Source organism: Desulfobulbus oligotrophicus (genome assembly GCF_016446285.1).
Classification (GTDB): Bacteria; Desulfobacterota; Desulfobulbia; order Desulfobulbales; family Desulfobulbaceae; genus Desulfobulbus; species Desulfobulbus oligotrophicus.
On sequence record NZ_CP054140.1, the window covers coordinates 453734 to 477016 of the forward strand.

At 55.5% G+C, this 23283-nt stretch carries 16 protein-coding genes and 1 tRNA gene; 10 read left to right on the plus strand and 7 right to left on the minus strand.

What is annotated here, in order from left to right; translation table 11 throughout:
* The first annotated feature begins 63 nt into the window (after positions 1-63).
* On the plus strand, positions 64-1362 hold the full coding sequence (locus HP555_RS02065; protein WP_233249225.1) for an amidohydrolase family protein: 1299 nt from the start codon (positions 64-66) through the stop codon (positions 1360-1362).
* A 36-nt stretch (positions 1363-1398) separates the two neighbouring features.
* A complete protein-coding gene (gene tsaA / locus HP555_RS02070; RefSeq protein WP_199263568.1) occupies positions 1399-1815 on the plus strand; it encodes a tRNA (N6-threonylcarbamoyladenosine(37)-N6)-methyltransferase TrmO in 417 nt (138 codons plus the stop codon).
* 29 nt (positions 1816-1844) lie between these two features.
* On the opposite strand, the gene ychF is transcribed toward tsaA, so the two are convergent.
* The 4 genes from ychF to HP555_RS02090 form a co-directional block, all read right to left on the minus strand.
* On the minus strand, positions 1845-2915 hold the full coding sequence (gene ychF / locus HP555_RS02075) for a redox-regulated ATPase YchF (RefSeq protein WP_199263569.1): 1071 nt from the start codon (positions 2913-2915) through the stop codon (positions 1845-1847).
* A gap of 126 nt (positions 2916-3041) precedes the next feature.
* Positions 3042-3118 (minus strand) — tRNA-Arg (locus tag HP555_RS02080).
* 117 nt (positions 3119-3235) lie between these two features.
* On the minus strand, positions 3236-5296 hold the full coding sequence (locus HP555_RS02085) for an Rne/Rng family ribonuclease (RefSeq protein WP_199263570.1): 2061 nt from the start codon (positions 5294-5296) through the stop codon (positions 3236-3238).
* 81 nt (positions 5297-5377) lie between these two features.
* Positions 5378-6358 (minus strand): radical SAM protein, encoded by a 981-nt coding sequence (locus HP555_RS02090; protein ID WP_199263571.1) that lies wholly within the window; start codon positions 6356-6358, stop codon positions 5378-5380.
* Positions 6359-6681: 323 nt separating this feature from the next.
* On the opposite strand from HP555_RS02090, the gene HP555_RS02095 reads away from it, so the two are divergent.
* The gene (locus HP555_RS02095; RefSeq protein WP_199263572.1) at positions 6682-8880 is read left to right on the plus strand and encodes an LPS-assembly protein LptD; all 2199 of its coding nucleotides are present in this window, start codon (positions 6682-6684) and stop codon (positions 8878-8880) included.
* Positions 8881-8894: 14 nt separating this feature from the next.
* Positions 8895-9860, plus strand: a complete 966-nt coding sequence (locus HP555_RS02100) for an acetyltransferase (protein WP_199263573.1) — start codon at positions 8895-8897, stop codon at positions 9858-9860.
* A gap of 110 nt (positions 9861-9970) precedes the next feature.
* Here the strand turns inward: HP555_RS02100 and HP555_RS02105 are convergent, their stop codons facing one another.
* The 3 genes from HP555_RS02105 to HP555_RS02115 form a co-directional block, all read right to left on the minus strand.
* Positions 9971-10270, minus strand: a complete 300-nt coding sequence (locus tag HP555_RS02105) for an MTH1187 family thiamine-binding protein (protein WP_199263574.1) — start codon at positions 10268-10270, stop codon at positions 9971-9973.
* A gap of 138 nt (positions 10271-10408) precedes the next feature.
* Positions 10409-13390, minus strand: a complete 2982-nt coding sequence (locus HP555_RS02110; RefSeq protein WP_199263575.1) for a PhnD/SsuA/transferrin family substrate-binding protein — start codon at positions 13388-13390, stop codon at positions 10409-10411.
* A gap of 336 nt (positions 13391-13726) precedes the next feature.
* On the minus strand, positions 13727-16000 hold the full coding sequence (locus tag HP555_RS02115) for a hypothetical protein (RefSeq protein WP_199263576.1): 2274 nt from the start codon (positions 15998-16000) through the stop codon (positions 13727-13729).
* A gap of 1227 nt (positions 16001-17227) precedes the next feature.
* Between HP555_RS02115 and HP555_RS02120 the strand changes: the two genes are divergently transcribed.
* The 6 genes from HP555_RS02120 to HP555_RS02145 all read left to right on the plus strand — a co-directional run bounded on the left by HP555_RS02120 (position 17228) and on the right by HP555_RS02145 (position 23204).
* Positions 17228-18424, plus strand: a complete 1197-nt coding sequence (locus HP555_RS02120; RefSeq protein WP_199263577.1) for a quaternary amine ABC transporter ATP-binding protein — start codon at positions 17228-17230, stop codon at positions 18422-18424.
* Positions 18421-19260, plus strand: a complete 840-nt coding sequence (locus HP555_RS02125) for an ABC transporter permease (protein ID WP_233249226.1) — start codon at positions 18421-18423, stop codon at positions 19258-19260. The genes HP555_RS02120 and HP555_RS02125 overlap by 4 nt, the downstream gene beginning before the upstream one ends.
* A 9-nt stretch (positions 19261-19269) precedes the next feature.
* The gene (locus HP555_RS02130; RefSeq protein WP_199263578.1) at positions 19270-20109 is read left to right on the plus strand and encodes a glycine betaine ABC transporter substrate-binding protein; all 840 of its coding nucleotides are present in this window, start codon (positions 19270-19272) and stop codon (positions 20107-20109) included.
* A 147-nt stretch (positions 20110-20256) separates the two neighbouring features.
* The gene (locus tag HP555_RS02135; protein ID WP_199263579.1) at positions 20257-21093 is read left to right on the plus strand and encodes a glycine betaine ABC transporter substrate-binding protein; all 837 of its coding nucleotides are present in this window, start codon (positions 20257-20259) and stop codon (positions 21091-21093) included.
* A gap of 350 nt (positions 21094-21443) precedes the next feature.
* The gene (locus HP555_RS02140) at positions 21444-21710 is read left to right on the plus strand and encodes an RNA recognition motif domain-containing protein (RefSeq protein ID WP_199263580.1); all 267 of its coding nucleotides are present in this window, start codon (positions 21444-21446) and stop codon (positions 21708-21710) included.
* A 234-nt stretch (positions 21711-21944) separates the two neighbouring features.
* Entirely contained in the window at positions 21945-23204 is a 1260-nt protein-coding gene (locus HP555_RS02145) for a DEAD/DEAH box helicase (RefSeq protein ID WP_199263581.1), read from the plus strand.
* Positions 23205-23283: the final 79 nt, after the last annotated feature.

Genomic DNA, 23283 nt, shown 5'->3' on the forward strand with positions numbered 1-23283 from the left:
ATGTCCTTTCAGATCCAACCGACCAAAGTGATACACCATCTTCACGACCGCACGCAATCACTTATGCACATCGATCTCCTGATCACCAACACGACAATTCTCCCCTTTCCCGACACAGAACAGGTGATTGCCAAAGGGTTTGTTGCGATCACCGGTACACTGATCAGTACAGTCGGTCCCATGTCCGCCTGTCCGCCGACAGCAGATGCAACCGTGATCAGCGGTGCAGGACAACTGGTCATGCCCGGACTGGTCAATGGACACTGCCATGCCCCTATGACACTGTTCCGTGGCCTGGCCGATGACCTTGACCTGCATACCTGGCTGCAGACCCACATCTTTCCGGCCGAAGCCAGACAGGTCAACCCGGAGATGGTGTACTGGTGCAGCAAACTGGCTGCCGCGGAAATGCTGCTCAGCGGTACGACCACCGTAGCTGACGGCTATTTCCTGGAGGACGAAGTGGCACGTGCCTGTGTGGAAACAGGTATCCGCTGTGTGGCCGCCCAGGCTGTCCTCGACTTTCCAGCCCCCGGTGTCCCTGACCCTGCACAGAACATCAAGGTTGCCGCTCGTTTCCTGGAACACTGGCAGGGGCGTGACCCCTTAATCACACCCGGCATCTTTGCTCACTCTGCCTACACCTGTTCCAATACAACGCTGCAACAGGCCAAAGAGCTGACCCGTTATCACCAGGCGCCTCTGTTTATTCATGTTGCCGAAACCAGAGACGAAGGCCGTCACATTGCTGAACCGCAGGCCTCAACTCCGATCGGCCATCTGCAAGCCCTGCACCTGCTTGATCCGGACACGATCTGTGTCCACTGCACATGGGCAACAGACAGTGACCTCGTCGATCTGACGGCACACGGTTGCGCGGTGGTCACCTGTCCACAGAGCAATGCCAAACTGGCCTCCGGGCGCATGCCGCTCAGTGCCATGCTGCAGCAGCGCGTGCGACTTGCCCTGGGCACAGACTCCGCAGCCTCCAACAACAGCCTGGACATCTTCCGGGAAATGGATTTTGCCGCTAAAGTTCACAAGGTCACCCCCTGTGACCCCGCAGCAGCACCCGCCGGCACACTGCTGCACATGGCCACAGCCGGTGGTGCCGAGGCCCTGGGGCTGCAAAACGGTCACGGCACCCTGGCACCCGGTGCGCCGGCTGATCTGATCCTCCTTGATCTTCAGCAACCGCATACCCAACCCTTTCATGGCCCCCGGCTCCTCGTGTACAGTCAGGCCGGCAGCAGTGTCCGCACGGTCATTGTCAACGGTCGGATAGTGGTTTATGATCGACAGCTGCGTACCATTGATCTCGATGCAACCTGTGACCGCGTCCGGACCCTTGCGGCCGGGTAACCCCTTTCAAGCACACGACGAATCAAGGAGCACTCCATGTCTCAGCCCATTCTGCAGCCCATCGGTATCGTCCACTGCGATATCACTTCCCGGGAAGACGCGCCGAAAAACTACGACATATCAGATCGTAAAGGTGTTCTGGAGATCTACCCGGCGTTTCAGGACGGCCTGCAGGGTATTGCAGCAGGACACACCATTGTTGTCCTGTTCTGGCTGGATCGGTCAGACCGCACCCGGCTCCTGGTATATCCGCGGGGGGACCGCTCCCGCGGCCTGCACGGTGTCTTTGCCACCCGCAGCCCGGATCGGCCGAACCCGATTGCACTCTCCGAAGTGCGGATACTGGCGATACGTAACAACTGCCTGGAAGTTGTCGGACTGGACGTCCTTGACGGGACTCCGATCATTGATATCAAAAAGAAGATCACGCCTGAGGACCGGCCGACCGCCTGATCTCCTGGACAGTTGCCGCTGCAACGGTGTTACACATTGAAGCGGATGTTCAGGATATCTCCGTCAACGACGGTATAGTCCTTACCCTGAACAGCGAGTTTACCGGCTTTTTTCAGTTCAGCCTCGCTTCCCAGAGCAATCAGTTCGTCATACTTTATGACCTCTGCCCGGATAAATCCCTTCTGCAGATCAGAATGAATAACACCGGCGGCCACCGGGGCCGGTGAACCGGTACGGACCAGCCACTGGTGCACCTCATCCTTCCCCACGGTGAAAAAGGAGATACGTCCCAGGGCCTTGAGACACAGGCCGGTCAGAACTTCCAGCGCCGGCTCTTCAATACCCATATCCTGCAGAAATTCCCGACGCTCCTCTTCGCTGTCAAGCAGGGCTATTTCCGACTCCACCCCGGCCGACACAACCATGGCCTCCATCTTTTCGGCTGCACAGAGATCCTGTACCCGGTCGAGCAGAGAGGTGTCGTTGACCTGATCTTCACCGATGTTGAAGACCAGGATCATCTCCTTTCTGGTGAGCAGCGGATAACTGCGGATCAGCAGATCCTCCTCTTCACTCAACTCCAGCAGACGAAGCGGATGATCGTTTTCCAGATGCTCCTGCATACGCTTCAGCAAGGCCAGCTCCTTGAGCTGTCGCTCATCCTTCACCTTTTTCAGACCTGTTTCCAGACGATCGATGCGCTTTTCAAGAAAGAGCTGGTCGTGGAGCTGCAACTCGGCGTTGACAGCGGCAACATCCCGCAAAGGGTCCACCGAGCCGGCAGCATGGTATATCGAATCATCTTCAAAGGCGCGAACCACGTGGCACAGGGTATCCACATCACTGATATCCCGGAAAACATCGCCCTTAACGATCACCTCTTGTTCCAGCTTCGGCAAAAGGACAAAATCGATACGCGCCCTGGTCTCCTTTTTCGGCTGATACATGGTCACCAGCCGATCGAAACGTTGATCAACAATATTTGCAGTACCGGGAATGGGTTTCAGGGGGCCGCCTGTCTCCTGCACTTCGTTACCGGTCAACACCTGAAACAGGGTCTTTTTACCTGTCTGTGGCAGCCCAATAATGCCGACTTTCATATCTTCCTCTGCAGATCAGAATCACCGGGCAGATACGGCGGCAGATGCCTGACCAGCGTTATGCACCGTCCGGTGACAGTATAAAAAAAAGGGGTTAAGCTGATCCAGCCTAACCCCTTGTACATGTGGCGCGCCTGGAGAGATTCGAACTCCCGACCTACGGATTCGTAGTCCGGCGCTCTATCCAGCTGAGCTACAGGCGCTAAAACAGTTTGTTTGTATACTCTGAACCCGGCATGGATTCAAGTTTTTTTTACTGCTTCTCACTTCCTGTCAATGACAGGAAGTGTATGCATTGCCCGCCAGGGCATGCCCATGGCTTATGATTCGGCCTCGCCTTCAAGGAAATCAATCTGATTTTCCATTGGTTTCATTTCAAGCCGGGGGATTATATCAATGCGTGCCGAATGTTTACTTTCCAGCTCAAGGAGCTCCGCCCGTTTTTTGTTGAGCAGATACTGTGCCACATCAAGCGGCAGTCGGCACTCGATCCTGCCCACCTTCTTCCGGCTGACACCGGTCTGAATACGACGTAGATAGTACAGGGCCAGCGTTTCAACCGAACGGACAACTCCCCTTCCCTGGCAGTGATCACAGGTCCGATAACTGCCCTTCTCAATAGGAGCCCCCATCTTCTGCCGTGAGATCTGCATGAGCCCGAAACGGGAGATCCTGCTGATGTCGACTTTTGCCTTGTCACGTTTCATACTGACCTTGACCTGACGCTCAACCTCGCGAATATGCTTTTTGTTCCGCATATCGATGAAGTCAACCACAATCAGACCGCCCAGGTCCCGCAACCGCAACTGTCGCGCCAGTTCAGCAGCCGCCTCCATATTGGCCAGGAAGATTGTTTCGTCAAAGTCGGCATTTTTTGATGTCCGCCCGGAGTTGACATCAATGGCGACCAACGCCTCTGTGGGATTGATGACGATCGAACCGCCGGACGGCAAGGCCACCTGCGGCTTGAAGATGGACTCGATCTGTTCTTCGATATTAAACTGATTAAAAATCGGTTTAACGCCCCGATGGAGCTTGACCTTGACCTGACGCTGCTCCTTCGGCAGCAGGCTGATAAAGGCGTTGACATTGTCCAGCGACTCTTTGGTATCAACGGTAATCTCCTGAATCTCCGGAAAAAAGTAATCCCGAAGAAAACGGACCACCGTATCCCGCTCCTCATAGACAAGGGCGGGCGCCTCCATGGTCTGACCGCGGTGCTTCACCTCTGCCCACAAGGCCAGCAAACTCTGCAGATCCTTTTCCAGGACTGTCTTGGTGATCTCAGCGCTGGCTGTCCTGATAATGTATCCGATACCTTCGGGAATCTCGAATCCGCTCATGATTTCCCGCAGGGTGCCCCGGCGCTCCTCGCCGACAATCTTACGGGAAATACCGGCGGAATCACTGCCGGGCATCAGCACCAGACAGCGGCCCGGCAACGACAGATAGGTGGTCATGTTGGCCCCCTTGTTGCCGGTAACCTCTTTCACCACCTGGACCAGCACCTCCTGCCCCTTTTGCAGCACCTCCTCAATCTTCAGTTTTTTCCACTGCTGCTGGGCAATGAGGTCACGAATACGTTCATTCACATCCTCACGATAGTATTCAGGATGGATCTCGTTGAAAGGGAGAAACCCGTTGCGGCCGGTACCGATATCCACAAAGGCTGCCTGCAGGTTGGCCTCTATAGAAACAACCCGCCCCTTGTAGATGTTGTTCTTGGTTGGTTCACGGTCACTGGTGGTTACATGAAACGATTCCAGCCGTCCGTCTTCAACCAGGGCCACGCGGCATTCCTCGGGCTCCTCGGCATTGATAAACAGTTTGTAAACAACCGGTTTTTCAGGAAACTCCGAATGATCATCCTCGACAACGTCATCAAGTTCTTCCTCATCCTCCGCATCGGCCACATCCTCCGGCGCTTCATCACCACTCTCTGATACATCTGCCGCAGGATCCGGCGCCTCTTCCTGCAAGGGCCGTTTTTTAGCACTGCGTCGCGGCCGACGTTTCCTGGGTGGTGCCGGCCTGACCTCGGCCTTGGCCTCGACCTCCGGTGCCTCTGATGCCGCCAGTGCCTGCTCTTCAGTGTTGTTCCGGGCAGCTGCAGCCGCCGGCGCCTGCTCCGGCGGCGCCTTCTTTAAACCGGCATCGTCCGCAGGGGCTGACCGTGCCTTTTTTCCGGCTGGTTTCTCCGCTTTATCTTTATTATCTTTATTATCTTTATCATCGGGCCGGGCCTGTAGATCGACCGTTTCAGGCGTGGCTGCTGCAGCTGATTTACCTGGGATGCTTTTCCACCAGGCACCGGTTCGTGCCTTGCGTTCGGGCAAGGCTGTATTTTTCTGTTCGTTCTGTTCGTGTTCTATCTCTGTCATTCGTTTCCTGTCTCATTTTATCAGCACGCTGCTACGCACGCCCGGCCGAAAACAGGCCCCATATGTACCCGGGAACCTCTGTCAGCGCACCCGATGGTAATACCGGGTGCCTCCATGGGCCTTGATGTGCAGGACACCAGCCTGCACCAGCGGCATGAGCAGCTGCTCAACTTTGTCCGGACCGCCAAGGCGGAAAATCCGGTCTACATCAACGGCGGTGCATGGCCGCCGTTGCACAATTTCCTGTATTTTCTCCAACACCACGGGCAACGATACCGGGGGAACAGACCGTGTATCGTCCAAGGGGTGCTGGTGCGCCGCATCCGGGGCGGCAAAGGATACATCAACCGGCAGATTGAGCTCGGTACCAAGCCGGGATGCACAAGCTGTCAACTGTTCCGGCGGCAGGGGATGCGCAGCCGGATCCGCCGGAGGCCGTACCACCGTATTCAGCTGTATTCTGTCCAGCCGCATCGGTTGGAGCGCGGCAACCAGAGCATCCAGGTCCTCGGTGGAATCGTTCATTCCCCGGACCAAAAGAATCTCAAGCCAAAGCATACCGGAAAAGGCATGGCTGAAAACAGTCAAACCTTCAATAACCTTCTGTATATCAATCCCGGCCGCCGGACGGTCAACCCCGGCAAAACTCGCTGATCGAGCTGCATCCAGGGAAGGCACAACAATGTCTGCGGCCATGAGATCACGACGAACCGCCTCATCATGTAATGTTGTCCCGTTTGTCAGAACAGCCACCGGTTTACGGGTTGTTTCCTTTAAAAACCGGAGGATGGTGCCGATCTCGCTGTGCAGGGTCGGCTCCCCTTTGGCCGTCACGGTCAGCACATCCACCTTGTCCAGCAGCTCCGGCTGCCGGCACCAGTCGGCAACTTCCGCCATAACAGCTGCCGCAGACGAGTAGGCGGCTCGCCTGCATACCGTTGCAATTGTTGGTCCGACCTCGCAGTAAACGCAATCAAGGTTACAGATTTTCTGGGGAAAGAGGTCGATGCCGAGGGAGCGGCCGAGTCGCCTGGAATTCACCGGTCCGAAAATATAGTTCATAAAGCGTTGCGGGCGGCCACAGATGCCGCAACCGGCCCTCAAGGAAAAATCAGTACTGGCTTCGGAAAATCAGGCTATTGGGAACTGTTATGAATGGGGGTTTTTATCCGAATTCGCACAGCAGCGCAAGGCAAATCTGTGAGTTTTTGCTTGACACATTGTAGGCGGACACGTACAGTCAGGCCCATTGCCGTCGACTGTTCCCCCTCCTGTTTCGCTAATAGCGACAGGTAGTTGCGTGTCGTGATCCCTTCATCCAGACATGGAGACTCCGGCCCAGCATTACCCTTTCTTTACTCAGACACCCGAAGGAGTCGATCGAGGTGCATCACGTTAAAACTTCCACTCCGATCCTTGCCTGGACTCTTTTCTTTCTTGTACACCTCTTCATTCCCCAGACCGCCGGGGCCGATACGGTCCAGGCACGACAGTGGGAACTGAGCGCGGATAAACTGACCAGACACGAGAACCCTCCGACCATTATCGCCGAGGGCAATGTCATCCTTGAGAAGCAGCAACCTGCCACCACGATCAAGGCGGACAGGGTCTCCTATGACATCACAAACAGCGTGCTCACCGTCACGGGAAACGTGTATATCGATGTCGGTACCGACCGGCTGGTGGCCGACTCCGGCGCCATTGATCTGGACAGGGCGACCGGCACCTTTCATAATGCCACAGTCATCCAGGAAGATAAGGAAGTCCATTTTGAAGGCCGGGTCATTGAAAAAACCGGGGCCCTCACCTATCACATTGCCGATGGCTGGGTGATCACCTGTAAACTCGAGCCCGGACAGACCCCGCCCTGGTCCTTTGCCGCCTCTGACGTGGAGATCACCGATGGCGGGTATGCCTGGCTCAGCCATGCCACCTTCCGCATCCTTGATGTACCCGTACTCTACACGCCTGTCATGGTGCTTCCTGCCAAACGTAAGCGGCAGACCGGCATGCTCTTCCCAACATTTTCCCTTTCCGATCGCGACGGTTTCAGTCTGGAAACCCCTTTCTTTCTCAACATCTCGCCGAGTGCCGACCTGACGCTCTATCCTCGTTATATTGCCAACCGGGGCATCATGACCGGAGCGGAATTCCGCTACATATCCGATGAGAACAGCAAGGGCATGCTGATGGGGAACTTCCTCAACGACAGACTCTCCGATCCAAACGAAGTTGACTACTACAGAGAAGGTCATTTCACCCACACCAACGCCAACCGCTACTGGCTGCGCGGCAAGGCCGACCAGGATATCGGTTCCTGGACCACCAGGCTGGATCTTGATCTTGTCTCCGACCTTGATTATCTGCGGGAATTCGATATCGGCTCAACCGGGTTCAGCATCAGCCAGGAGAAATTTTCCGATGCTTTCGGCCGCGGCTTCATCGACAAAACCAACAAGTACCGGGAAAACACCGTTGCCACGCTTCGCTCCTGGGACAACGGCACCGCACTGCTGGGTGAGGCCATGATCATCAACGATGTGAGCGAGCAGATCTATACCGACAACAACCCCTCCAAGGCATGGACCCTGCCTTCACTCACCCATTCAGGGGTTCTGCCCATCACCTTCCTGAACAACCCCGACTTCTTATGGAATGCCAACTACACCAACTTCTGGCGTGACAAGGGCGTGAACGCCCAGCGGATCGACTTGGCCCCCACGCTCTCAACAGGCATCCCGATCAGTCCCTATCTGGAAGCGACCGTAGCCGCCGGCATTCGCAACACCTCCTACATCATCGATGACAACGGTGCCGATGCATGGGGGGGAAAAGATTCAGAAAACCGTTTTCTCTCTCATTTCAGCAGCGAGCTCGGCACAACCATGATGCGGGATTTTGCCGTCAGCCTGGGCGGTGGAGACAGCCTCAACCATACACTCAGACCCTTTGTCGGGTACAGCCACGTCTCAATTCCGGATCGAAAGACTCTGCCCCAGTTCGACAGGATTGACGAACTGGAAGAGGAAAACGCCCTCTACTTCGGCATCAACAACTTCTTTTCCATTGCCGGCGAACAAAACGGTAAAGAATTTGAACGGGACTATGCCTTTCTCAAGGCGAAGCAGGGCTATGATCTTCGCAATGAAAAGAGCGACAAACCCCTGACGCCCGTTATTGTTGAAACCGGATTTTATCCGCTGCAGAACATGCGGATTAAATACACCACCCACATCGATGTCTACGGTGACGGCGCCTTCCTCCACTCCATTGACAGCAGTTATCATGACGACACCGGTACCCATTACACCATGGATTACCGCTACAACGAACGGGAAGATATCAACTCGGTCAAGGGCACGCTCTGGTATGAGCTCCCCTACAACCTGGCGGCCGGATACAGTCTGGAACGCGCCATCGAACAGAGCAACACCCTGGAAGAGGTGGTTCGCCTCCGCTATACCCAACCCTGCTGGTCAGTGGAACTTTCCTCCAACTCAACGCCGGGCGACCAGACCTTCATGCTCACGTTCCGTTTGGCCAACATCGGCAACCCCCTGGGTTTCGATCTGCCCGGCAGATAACCCCTGGCAGCACCATGGCCCAAATCGATGTCTTCAACGGCGATGCGGACGGCATCTGTGCACTGCAACAGCTGCGCCTCCACACACCCCGGCCCGGAGCCCGTCTTATTACCGGAGTCAAACGCGATATCGCTCTGCTTGACCGGCTTGACGGGGTCTCCGACAGCCGGATCACCGTGCTTGACATCTCGCTGGAGAGCAACCGCCAGGCCCTGCTACACCTGCTCGACAACAACAATCATATCGTGTACATCGATCATCACTACAGCGGTGAAGTTCCCACCAGCCCTCTTCTTGCCGCACACATCAACCCCTCGCCTCAACTGTGCACATCACTGATCGTTGATCAGCTGCTTGGCGGAGCTCACCGGGCCTGGGCCATTGCCGGTGCCTTTGGTGACGGCCTGGACGAGGTTGCCCGCACACTTGCCGACCTCCTTGCCCTCAGCACCGAACAACAGCAGGTGCTCAACGAGATCGGCGTGCTGTTCAACTATAACAGCTATGGGCTGACCCTGGACGATCTGTTCATTCATCCGGCCGACCTGTTCCGTGCGGTCAACCGGTTCAGCGATCCGTTCCACTTTCATGCCGCCTATCCCCGGCTGGAACAACTGCGGCAAGGGTATGCAGAAGATATGGACCGAGCGGCTTGTCTCAAACCCGCCCATGCCTACAGCGGCGGCAGAATCTTCCTCCTGCCCGAGGCACCCTGGGCCCGCCGTGTAATCGGTATACTTGCCAGCCGTTACAGCCGTGAGCACCCGCAACTGGCCCACGCTGTTCTGCTTCCCCGACCGGATGAAAGTTATCTGGTCAGCGTGCGCGCCCCTTTAACAAACCGGCACGGTGCAGACACGCTCTGCCGTCAGTTTGCCACCGGTGGCGGCAGGACAGCCTCTGCCGGCATCAACCAGCTCCCGCAACAGGAGCTGGACCAATTCATCAGGGCGTTCAGCAGACAGTTCCCTGCGCTCTGATCAGTCGTTCAACCGGTATGCCGGAAAAGCCGAACCAGGATCTGTTGCGCGGACAGGTGTTGTTCTGAGTGCGACAACAGGCCCAGACTGCCGGGTTGCCGGACCGTTCTTCACACCAGCTTCTGTTCCACACTCCGGATCTTGTCAGCCATGGTCTGATCGCGATCGATGCGGGTTCCCAGCTTGATGGTGGTGGTAATACGCGGTGCCCCCATCTCATGCACCCGTTCGTGGCAACGCTTCACCGCTGCCATGACCACATCCCACTCACCTTCGATATTTGTGCCATAGGCATGCAGCTGGGTTTTCAACCCCGCCTGCTGTAAAATCCGGTGACACTCCGCCACATATGGGGAGACAGACACACCAACGCCAAGCGGTACCAGACAAAGATCAAGAATAACGTGCATACTTCTCTCCTCTCCAAGATATTTGTAAGCGTGCGAAACAGTTATTGAGACGGTTTGACCGGCGCCTGCTCAGCCTGACTCTTCTGCAGCTGTGAACATGCGTGCGGTGTTCAGAAAAACAACAACGAGCCGCACTCCTCAAACCGGGCACTCCAGATCGCAGAGTACCTCCAGGTTTTCCAGTTTATCGATGCAGTAGGTGGCATCCCGGCGCAGATCAAGAAGACTTGTTTCAATCTCGACCCCTGTGCCCTGCAGCGAGGCAAACATCCCACCCTTACCTGCCAGCAGAAAGCACTGGTCCCGGCTGATGATCACAAAATCCCGACCATAGGCACGAAAGAGGAGTGAATCCGGAAAACGCTCCCGCAGCTCGGCTGTCAGCCGGAGCATGAGAAGATTTCCCTGCTCCCAGCCGTGCTGTCGGTTGTACTCGGCCATATTTTTAACGTATATACTCTGCAGACAGTGATAGTTGCGCAGGATATGGGCATTCTGCAGGACAATCTGCAGGTAGTCCTCGTTGTACAGGCCGGTTAACTTATCGCTGAAAAAGTACGAGAAGCGATGTTCCTCCATCTTGTTTTTGGGCAGCTGGCTGACATCATCGGCAAGTGTGATCCCGCGCAGGACATCCAGCCCGGCAACCACCACCTCCGGATCAAACTGTTTGCCGCTGAGTGCCTGCAGTTCGTCCAGGGCCTCGTCAATGGACTTCCGGGGCTTGTAGATACGGTTGGTGGTCATGGCGTCAAAACTGTCGGCAACACCAATAATGCGGGCCAGAAGCGGAATGTCGTGCCCCTGGAGCCGATCCGGGTATCCCATCCCGTCGAAGCGTTCGTGGTGATGCCGGATGATGGCGGCCAGATCCCGATACATGCTCACACCGGCCAGCATATCATGGCCGGCCGAGGCATGCAGTTTAATCAGCTCATACTCAAGCGGTGACAGCTGGCCCGGCTTGAGGAGCACCGCATCCGGAATGGCGATCTTACCGATGTCGTGAAGCACGGCCGCCTGCTGCAGAAGATCGGCCTGATCTTCGGGCAACCCCATACGGTCGCCGAGCAGACGGCTGTAGCTCGCCACGCGCACGGTGTGACCGGCGGTGTAGGTGTCACGCTGATCGATCATGTCGGCAAAGGAAAGGATGGTCTGTTCGTAGTTTTCCCGACGCTCCTGCTCCAGACTCTGCACCCGCTCACGCTGGCGAAAATCATTCACAACAAAGCCGATGTCGCAGGCCAACTCTTCAAGCATGGCGATCTCTTCCGGTTCAAAGCCCTGACGCCGCATCGTGTACACACACAGAGCTCCCAGTGACGGCTGACCGTAACCGGCGCGCAGAGGCAGGCCGATCACCGCCCGAAAATCGCTGGTGCTGGTCCGATCGATCCACGGGGTGACACTCACCTGCGGATCCCACTGCACCAGCGCCACAGTGGCGTTATCACGAAGACAACGGGCCGCGACCGATTCGGCGAACGGATCAGTGGGATCGGTGAAACTATATGGCGGGTTGCCGGGGAGACGGATGGTCGTATCAGCAGAGTACACCAATTCGACCACCTCACCCTTGCGCAGGCAGATCCAGGTAAAGCCGTAGTGGCTGTGGGCCCCCATCAGGCGGCAGGCCTCAACAAGCAGAACAGGCAGATCCGCTGCCGAGAGCAACAGTCCGTTGACGGCAGCGACGGTCTTCATGATCTCACGAAAGTAGAGCTCCTGATCAAGCAGCGTATGGATACGCCGGGTCCGTTCAATCACGCGAGCTTCCAGGGTGGTGTTCAGTTCATCGATCTCGCAGTTCTTCTCCACCAGCCGGCGATTGAGCAGAAAGATGGACAGGGCCGCCGAACCGATGACGCCCATGGCGGCAAAGAGGAGAGCAAGCTGTCGCCAGTACCGGCGCAGTACATCCATCAGGGTGAACTGGCCGAAGTCTGCATACGGCTCAATACGCAGATCCAGAAGACAGTCATGCACCGGCTGGTAGTTAAGCGGCGCAGTCCACCCCCCGCTGCCACTGGCCTGAGCCGCAGGATCGTCCGGGTCCATGGCGAGCAGCGCCGAGGTCACCCGGTTGACCAACTCGCCCGATGTGGTTCTCAGGGCGGCCATGGGCCATTCCGGATAGAGTGCAGTGCTCAGTTTAAAGGGAAACCCGGGCACCTCCTGTTCAGCAAGGATGCGGAAATTTTCAAGCCGGATCAGATCGGCGGCGGCCATGCGCTCCAGGGTGTCGGTGCGTACAGTGCCCGCGTCTGCCTGTCCGTTCTGTACAGCAAACACCACGGCGTCGTGGGTATTGCCATATTCAAGTCCACTGAAAAAACGCAACGGATCGATCCCGCGCTGATACAGTTCTCGCCAGCAAACGATCCAGCCGCCAAAGGAACGGGGTTCGACAGCCATGAACCGTTGGCCGCGAAGATCGCTGATGCCGCGAAGATCGTCCCGGTCGGCCCGGCAGAAGATGACACCCCCGAAGGTGCTGGTTGACTCACCGTTCCGGTGACGGTTGACGAGAGTGGCGATGCGGCGAACACCGTGGATCTTTTCCAGCTCCACGTAAAAGGCCGGGTTGGTGAGCACGAAGTCGATACGCCCCTCAAGGACACTGTCGTGAATCTGGGTGAAGTCAAGCGCAACAAGAAGAAACCGGTGGCCCGGCAGATGGCTGGTGAGGTAGTCGGCTGTGGGCTGCCATAGGGGCAGGTCTGTTGCTGTACCGCGCTTGGCGAGCAGTCCGATACGTACTTCAGTCACCTCTTCCGCCTGACCGGGAGCAACAGGGAAACCGAGAGACAGCACGGTTAAAAAAACGATGAGAACACGGATCAGCCGGGTTGTGACAGATGCAGGATGCCTGCCTTGCAGCAACATCCTGCCCGGTGAAGCCGAACCTGCCAGGGCGGCTGGAAAAAGGAGGAAAACAGTGCCACCCCCTGCTGATGCGATCCGTACACGGGCAGAGCACCAGGCACGTCTGATTCGAGTCCAGAGACAGAAACGCCTGCGGGCTGTCACGACTGCAGCAGATCGTTGTCGGCTGATGTTTCCTGAAATCGTCTTAATACCCAGGAGAAGGCAAAAAAAGATGTAACGCGGTTCCATTAGACTGCTGGTTTATTCCGGGATCCTGCACACACACAGAGCAGTTCCGGTCAATGCATACGGCAACACGAGAGCACAGCAGTGCTCATAACGAGCATGCTGCTGTCCAAGGCAAAGGGTACTAAAAACAACACTACCATATTCCACAGAAAAGATATCCCCCTCATTGTCCATGCAGGTGACTGATGCCCGCCGACAGTCGATCCAGGACAAAAAACGCCGGATCATTCTTGACCCGGCGTCTCAATGGTGCGGTTTCTTCCGGACCGACGCTGTAAAGGTATCAGCACCGGGATCGGGTCGGCAGACCGTGCAGTTGCATGTTTGCCGCGCCTGTCACTTGTCTGCCGGTGCCGTCTTCTTCTCTGCTGCAGGAGCGGATTCCGGGGCCTTTTTCGTCTCTGCCGGTGTCTCGGTCTTGCTGCCGGACGTCTGCAGTTTCCCCATGATCAACGGTTTAAGCTGGTGCCCCAGCTGTTGCACATACCCCTTGTTCCAGGCAAGACCAAGGGCGGCAAGCAGGACGGCCAGCACGACCCAGCGTTTCCACGGTGTCTTCTTTTCGGCAAAAGGATCGATCAGGCTCCGCTCCGATCCCTTGGGCAGCTCGGCCATTTTAGTCAGGGTGGTTCCGAAAGGGATGTTGATTGCAGCCTTGGTATTCACGGCCCAACCGTTGCCGTCCAGGATCGGACCGAGTTGCCGCTGGCGCAGCTTGAGAAAGGCAATCAGCATCGACGGACCGGAAACAACCAGCATAAGGCCGCCAAGGGCCAGGGGCATCTCCCAGATCCGCAAGGCCATGAACCCACCGACAATCGTTGCGATTGCCGTACCAATGGCGCCAAGAGCCAGACCAATGGCAGCAAAGATACCGGCAAACTTACCCACATCAAAAGGAGCTGCCGGCTGTCCTCCGGCCGCCACCTTAGAACCGGCATCGGCAATACCGGCACCGGCGCTTCCCTCCACAGCCTCCACTTTGGCGGCGGCAAACTTTTCAAGCTGCTCGGCGATCATCCGTGCCACCCGTTTGTACGGTGCCCAGAATGCCTGGGAAACACTGATCGGGTGCTCGACGATCTTCACAATGGTCGCATCCCAGTCATTCCCCCTGGTATCATAAAACACTCCATTACGGCCAACCATCAGGTTGTTGGAATCGCCGGCGGTAAAGGCGGCGGCTATGAACATCTGTTCACCGCTGTTGCGGCGTCTGCACTCACAGTAGGCCAGATAGGTACGGCTGAGGTTTGCTACCGAGCTGTGCGCCTCGACATTCTCCACCCGGACGCAAAGCTCACAGGCACGACCGTCGATGTACAGTGTCCCTGCCTGGAAAATCGCCTTGTATCCCTGCGCGTAAAAATCCCGAAAAGCAACAAAGTTGTTCAGCAGGCGGAACAGATCGCGGTTGTAATGAACCAAACGCACCACCTGGTCAATGGCGGCCACCTGATCTTCCAGCTGCAGATCTTTGTCGATCAGTGCTTCCAACTGCTGCCGGGCCGAACTCTGGACAATTGAGCGCACCCGGTCAACACCAAGCGGCTCGACCTCAACACCGGTCTTTTCAGCAAACCAGGTCTCATAGGCAGCAAACCGCTCCTTGATCTGGTGCCACTGGCTCTCGGTCAACTCCTCAACATCACCGAACAGTGGTCTCACAATGAGCTCAACAAACTGCCTGATCGTTGCAGACCAGGCCGGATTGATGCCCACACTCAGGGGCAGGGGACGTGCAGCCCGGATATGCGCCAGGGGAAACTGGCTCAGCTCGGCCGTGGTCCCTGCCAGATCGTGCCCCATGATCGTTTCATAGGCAGCGGCGGAAGGGTTCAGCGATTCTTCGGCACCAGGATCAAAGGCTGCCAGTCCGCAACGAACAAAGTAGTCCTGCACTTTACCCTTAAGGGCGAAATAGACAGTTGCAGCATCGGCGGTCTGCTCGTCAAAGGGTTGCAGGGCAGAGTCTGTTGCTGTCTGATTCCACCACTGCAGATACTCCTCAGCGGCGGTAAAGAACAGATCAACCCGTTCCTGAGAAATACCGGGAAGACCGCTGCGGTCTTCATCGCTGCCGACACAGGACATGATCTCTTCGATGAGCAGCTGCATTGCCTCATCCTCACCGGCATGGACCGGAATAATACCATCGCCGTTAAAGGCGGACTCATGCAACAGGGCAGCGGTGTCGGCCACATCCTCCATCGTGACGACCTCAACATCCGGTTTACCGAGGTAACTCAGCAGCTGTTTCGCCGACGCCAGCAACTGCTGCCCTTCCGGATGACTGTTGTCAATGGCGCTCAACGGCAGCTCGCTGGACCCGGCCAGCAGGGGCCCCAGGTCGCGTAACATTGAACACGTCCAGTCTACAGCTGCCAGGACCTCCTGAACACGCACCTGCCCATCGGCATCGCTATCCAGCAAGGTCAATGTACGCGTGTCAAATTCAAGACCACTGACCGGACAACTCAGCGCAGCCCAAAGTTTTTGATCGAGATCATGCAGATGACGGACATCCGCCTCCCTTTCTAAACGCACCTGATCAAACCCGCCAAGACGGGAAAAACGCCAACGATGTGGTGTACCTCCGACCTGTTCCATACAGTACTCTCCTCAGGGAAATGGATATGAAGCAACTGACTTGGGAATTACTACTGGAAATAAACAAAAACTTCATCTCATTTCAGCGACTGAAAAAATCAGCAGCCCACCGGTCATCATCGGCTCTGCTCATCAGTACCGTCATGACATTCCCACCTTTCGTATCCTGGCAAGGATATCTTCTGTCCTGTTTTTCAAACACCTTGCACCTCTTTCCGTATCGATTGCTCTGTATATCCGGGCAGGTTTGTCAATCAGGTTGCATAAAAAGACAACTGATCACCTGTGCCCACGTGACGATGGTTGCTGCTGTCTGTTTCCGGCCTCTTCTTTTATTTATTCCACTGTTGTTCGTACGAATTTCAATCAGACGCAGAGATGTTGCCGATCAAATCCGCCCCAAACGACATGCTTTTCATTTTATTCTTACATTTCAACACATTAATTAATTCTTTATGCAATCAAAATCATCATCATGCAACTGATTTTCATGCATCATCGACTGGACGAACAGATGAAATATTGAAATTTCTTCTGTAGAACTGTTGACACCTGGAAACAATCTGTTATTTTCTTACGGATAAATCTATTTGAAGAGCAACTAAAATGGAAAAATGATGCCTTGTTTCATTCATGCTATCACGTCCAATATTCCATATTTAGACCTACTTCATAGTGTTGACAAAGTTTATATGGCGGGGGCTTCCAACAATATTTACACATTGAATTACTATCTGCACACACACAACTGATGAGCTCAAAAGGTGCTTTGAATAAAGGGACTTATCCTGCTCCATGGTGATCGAACGCGGACAACATTCCCGGGATCCCACTGTACAAGGCCACACCCTGCACCGGCAACGCACACCCTGCAGCAAACAGCCTGCAGACGAAGACCGGCAGGCCGGTTATACCGGTCACGCTCATCGCAACGTACAACTTCCCCAATCCTTAAGGCCGGTCAAAACGGCCCCGTCACACCGGCAGCTCTCCGGTATCTTCTGATACCAGGGGTTGCCATCAGAAATATTCAGACTTGCCGCCGCATGGTTTGGCGGCTCAGGCGTTTTCGTCCTATCCGCTTCCGACGAAAATTATTTCGGCTCCCGGTCTGGCCGGGCCTTCCGCCTGAGGTGTCTCTGCCCGGGCAAGACATGATGCCCCCTGTTATTCAATCAACGGTCTGGCTGAACAGGGCAGGCCACCCAACGCAACCAAGGAGTTTACATGGTAAAAATACGCGTACACAGTTTATATAAAATCTTCGGCCCTCATCCGAACAGGGCCATGAAAATGCTCGCCCAGGGGAAAAGCAAAGACGAGATCATGGCTGCCATCCGCCACGGCGTAGGGGTGAACAACGCCACCTTTGATGTGCATGAAGGAGAAACAGTGGTGGTCATGGGTCTTTCAGGCAGCGGCAAGTCAACCCTTGTACGCTGTCTGAATCGTCTGATCAGGCCAACAGCGGGCTCCATCCTGGTTGACGGTCAGGACGTGTTCACAATGAACGACAGTGAGCTGCGGGAGTTGCGGCAGCGCAAAATGGGCATGGTCTTTCAGAACTTTGCCCTGTTCCCGCACCGCACAGTTCTGGAAAATGCTGCCCTTGGCCTGGAAATGCAGGGTGCTCCTGTGAAAGAACGGCTCCGCAAAGCCGATGAGGCCCTGGCTCTGGTCGGCCTGGAGGCCTGGGCCGCCTCCTATCCCAGTGAACTGTCCGGAGGCATGCAGCAGCGTGTAGGTCTGGCCCGGGCCCTCGCCCTGTCACCCGATATACTGCTCATGGACGAGGCCTTCAGTGCACTTGATCCACTTATCCGAAGGGATATGCAGGATGAACTCATCAACCTGCAGGACAAGATGCGCAAGACCATTGTTTTCATCTCCCATGACCTGGACGAGGCGTTGAAGTTGGGAGACCGCATTGTTCTGATGAAAGACGGGGCCATCGTCCAGGTGGATACCCCCGAACAGATTCTGACCAGACCGGCCACAGACTATGTTGCCCGCTTTGTCCAGAATGTGGACATCACCAAGGTGCTGACCGCTGAATCGGTCATGAAACGAAGCGAGGCCGTGGCCTACCTGCGGACCGACGGTCCGCGTACCGCCCTGCGCAAGATGCGCAAATACAACATTGCCCATCTGTTTGTAGTTGATCAGAATCATGAACTGGTGGGCATTATCTCTGCTGATGCGGCGGCGGATTTAGCCGCCCAGGGCAAGGACCATCTGGCTGACGGTGTGGTCTGCACAGATATTAAAACCGTTAATCCCACAACCCCGGCTCAGGACCTGTTCAATATCATGGCTGACCTGCCCTATCCTCTGGCCGTGGCTGATGAAAATAACCGATTCAAGGGGGTTATTGTCCGGGGCACACTGGTGGCGGCCATTGCTGAACGGGGAGGTACGGCATGAACATAGGCAAACTTCCCGTTGGAAAAATCATCGATGCCGGCATCGACTTTCTTGTCGAGCACCTCTCCTTTCTCACCAAGGCCGGTGCCGACATCGTTGAAACCGTACTCAGTGCGCTGGAACGCGGTCTTCTTGCTGTTCCTGCTCCCGGGTTCATAGCGCTGACAGCCCTGGGTATCTGGCTGTTGACAAAAGACCGTAAACTCTGTCTGGGCAGTATCATGGGTCTGCTGCTGATCTGGAACATGGGGCTGTGGTCGGCAACGATCAGCACCATTGCCCTGGTGGCGGTCTCAACGCTCTGTGCGCTGGCTGTCGGTATCCCGCTCGGCATTATGGCGGCTATCAGTTCAATCTTGAATAAGGTCGTGACACCGATACTCGACGTCATGCAGACCATGCCCGCCTTTGTGTATCTTATTCCGGCCATTCCATTTTTCGGGCTTGGCAAAACCGCGGCCATCTTCTCGACAGTGGTCTTTTCCATGCCCCCGGCCATTCGCTTTACCTATCTTGGTATCCGCCAGATTCCCACCGACCTTGTCGAGTGTTCCACCGCGTTTGGAGCAACACGCTGGCAACGTCTGATCAAACTGGACCTCCCCCTGGCCGCCCCCACCATCATGGCAGGCATCAACCAAACCGTGATGCTTGCCCTCTCCATGGTGGTTATCGCCTCGATGATCGGTGCGAAAGGGCTTGGCGGCGAGGTGTGGAAGGCCATCCAACGCCTGCAGATGGGCCGCGGCTTTGAAGCAGGTATCGCCATTGTCATTGTGGCAATAATACTCGATCGGGTGCTGCAGAATCTGGGCACCCCAAAACAACAACAGTAAGGAGGTTGTATGAAAAAAATATTCCTTGTACTTGCAGGCCTGCTGCTGCTCATGGCGCAGCCGGTACTGGCTGCGAAAGGCAAAGTGCGCATGGCCTACGTCGAGTGGGACTGTGCGCTGGCCAGTACCATGGTGGCCAAGGCAGCACTGGAACAGATGGGCTATGAGGTGGAAACCCTGCCCGTTGCCGCAGCAGCCATGTGGCAGGCGCTGGGGACAGGCAACGTGGATGCAAGTGTTGCCGCCTGGCTCCCGAACACCCATGCCGACTACCTGGCCAGACTTCAGGATAAGGTCGAGCGGGTCTCTATTGTTACCGGCGGCGCCAAACTGGGCTGGGCGGTCCCCTCGTATGTGACCATCAGCTCCATTGAAGAACTCAACGCCCATGCAGACAGGTTCAACAATGAAATTATCGGCATTGATCCTGGGGCAGGCCTGATGAGGCTGTCTGAACAGGCCATTGCAGACTATGGCCTGCAGCTGGAGCTGGTCGACGGCAGCGGCGCAACGATGACGGCAGCGCTGGCCAATGCCCTTAAAAACAAGCAATGGATCGTGGTTACCGGCTGGACACCGCACTGGATGTTCGGCAAGTGGGATCTCAAGTATCTGGACGATCCCAAAGGTGTTCTGGGTGGCGAGGAGCAGATTGAAACCGTTGTTCGCCAGGGTCTGAAAACAGACATGCCTGAAGTCTACACCTTCTTCTCCAACTTTGGCTGGGATTCTGCAGAGCAGCTGCAGATGGTCATGGCCTGGAACCAGGAGGGCGGCACCCCGGAAGAAAATGCCCACCGTTTTCTCAAAGAACACCCGGAGACGGTCAACAGATGGATGAGCAGGTAAGCCCACTTTTAAAAAACCAGGGGAAGAGCCGGTACAGACATCCCGGCCTTCACCCTGCGTCTTGCTTGTGCACCAGGATCAGGATGTAGTTTTTGCCGCGTTCTTTGAAAATCTCAGTGCATTGAATCACCAGACAGAGATAGCATTATGAAAAAACTTCTTCTTGTTTTCTTGACCCTGCTGTTCACAACCCAGATGGCTTTTGCAGCAAAGGGCAAGGTACGCATCGTTTATGTGGAGTGGGACTGTGCACTGGCCAGTACCATGGTCGCCAGGGCAGCACTGGAACAGATGGGCTATGAGGTGGAAACCCTGTCCGTTGCCACGGCAGCGATGTGGCAGGCTCTTGGTTCCGGAGATGCAGACGCCACCGTTACTGCCTGGTTACCGGTTACGCATGCCGGTTACCTCTCCAAATTAAAGGACAAGGTCGAACGTGTATCTGTGGTTACCGACAATGCCAGGCTGGGCTGGGTTGTTCCTTCGTATGTGACCATCACCTCCATTGAAGAACTCAATGCGCATGCTGAAAAATTTGACAGCATGATTGTGGGCATTGACCCGGGTTCCGGCACAATGCAGTTAGCCGAAAAAGCCATTGAAGAGTATGGGCTTACCTTTGAGTTAGTTGACGGCAGCGGTGCCATAATGACCGCTGTCCTGGCCAATGCCATTAAAGAGCAGAAGTGGGTTGTGGTCACAGGATGGTCGCCTCACTGGAAATTCGGCAAGTGGGATCTCAAGTATCTGGACGATCCCAAAGGTGTTCTGGGCGGTGAGGAGCAGATTGAAACCATTGTCCGCCAGGGTCTGAAAACAGACATGCCTGAAGTCTACACCTTCTTCTCCAACTTTGGCTGGGATTCTGCAGAGCAGCTGCAGATGGTTATGGCCTGGAACCAGGAGGGCGGCACTCCGGAAGAAAATGCCCACCGTTTTCTCAAAGAACACCCGAAGACGGTCAACAGATGGATGGGCAGGTAAGGGTACACCCGGACACTTGTGCCGTGAGCCGGGCTGCAGGCACCGGTTTGCGGTGTCTGTGCACCACTGCCTGCAACACCCGTCGGCATTCGACTACCGCAGCAAAGTACTGCCCGTAAGCCCGGAGAAATCCGATGCCTGCAACCTGCCATCGACATCCCGTTACTGTGCATAATAATTGATAAGTTGCCCTTACTGCAATTATTTGCTTGCAACATCGTGCTCAACTACTTACAGTTACGTCATCTTATACGTAGCATTTTCTTTTTTTTGATGCCTTTTGCTATCAATATCGATATCTTCGATACCTAAAAAGTTTTTGCTTACAATACCCGATGAGGAAAATGGGCATGAAACTTTTTATTGGTAGCCTCCCGTACAATATCACCGAAGCTGAACTCTCTTCCCTGTGCGAACCTTTTGGCGAGGTGGTCAGCGCCAAGCTTATTGTTGATCATTTCACGGGACAATCCAAGGGTTTCGGGTTTGTTGAAATGGCCAATCGTTCCGCAGGTCACCGGGTCATGGAAGGGTTGAACGGTAAATCGTACAACCACCGGACACTCATCTGCAACGAAGCAAAACCAAATACGAAGAAGAGCCGAGGCCGTCGATGACCTGCGGTTTTTTTCTGTTTGCCGGATAACCCTACACCATCGATATCGTCTTTATACGCAGGTATCGTCTGCCTTTATGCCCTACGCCCGTACTCTCACCCCTTTTTCCAGTCACCACCCGTCCAGGTGGAGTTCCATGAACAATTTTCGCAATCCATATTGAATGGTGTCTGAAATCTCAGTGACAATACAGGCTGAGCAGTTACGCCGATTCTGTTGGTTGCAGGAGTATGAATGAAGTTTAACGAGTTACATCTCAACGATTATCTTATCAAAGCAGTGCAACGGTGCGGGTATACGACCCCCACCCCTATTCAGCAACAGTGCATCCCCTTCATCCTTGCCGGGCATGACATCCTTGGCCTGGCGCAGACCGGTACCGGAAAAACCGCGGCCTTTATTCTGCCGACCATCCAGCACCTGATGGCACATCCGGGCAAGCAGATCAAGGCTCTTGTCATCGCGCCGACACGCGAACTGGCGGAACAGATTAACGATTTCACGCAGACCATTATCAAACACAGCAGGCTGCAGAGTCTGGCAGTCTATGGCGGTGTCAGCAAAGCAGCGCAGATCGCCAAGATCCGTCGGGGGGTTGATATTGTGATCGCCTGTCCTGGCCGACTGCTGGACATCTGCAACGACAAGGCCATCGATCTCAGCCAGGTGGATGTGTTGATTCTGGATGAGGCGGATCACATGTTCGACAAAGGATTCCTGCCGGATATCCGACGCATTATCCGTCTGTTGCCTGTTAAGCGGCAGAACCTGGTCTTTTCTGCAACCATGCCCGATGAGATCAAGCAACTGGCCGAAAACATCCTGGTCAACCCAAAAACCGTCCAGCTCAATCCCAGCCGTTCGGTGCGAAACATCTCGCACAGCGTCTTCACCATCGATCAAGCTCAGAAGACCAGGCTGCTGGTGCAGTTACTGGCAGACGAAGCCATGGGCACAACCCTGGTCTTTACCCGTACCAAGCACAAGGCAAAAAATCTGGCCCGGGTACTGGCGCAAACCGGCCTGAAAGCAACATCACTGCAGGGCAATCTTTCGCAGTCCAAGCGGCAGCAGGCGTTGAGCGGCTTTAAAGACGGCACCTACACCGTGCTGGTCGCCACTGATATAGCTGCACGCGGCATCGATGTTACCGGTATCTCCCATGTGATCAACTATGACATGCCCGACACTGCCGAGGCGTACATCCATCGCACCGGCCGTACCGGGCGGGCCGGCTGCACCGGTGATGCCCTTACCTTTGCCACCAGTGAAGACAGACGATTGATCCGGGTGATCGAGCGGTCTCTCAACAAGCCGATGTCCCAGCTGGATCTGCCGCAGCTGCCTGCAGTGCAGCATCAGCCTGTGCAGACAACAGCCAGGCCGCACAAAAACACCAGACCGGCCGGAAAATCATCGCAGGTCTCTCGAAAACAACAACGTTGTGCAAGCAACGCAAATATTTTTGGACTTGCCCAGCGCGGCAAGAACTAAACAGCTTCACTGTCCGCTGAACAACCATACAACCTGTTCAGCGACACAACCAACGCCCTCTTGCGGGCAAACAACACAC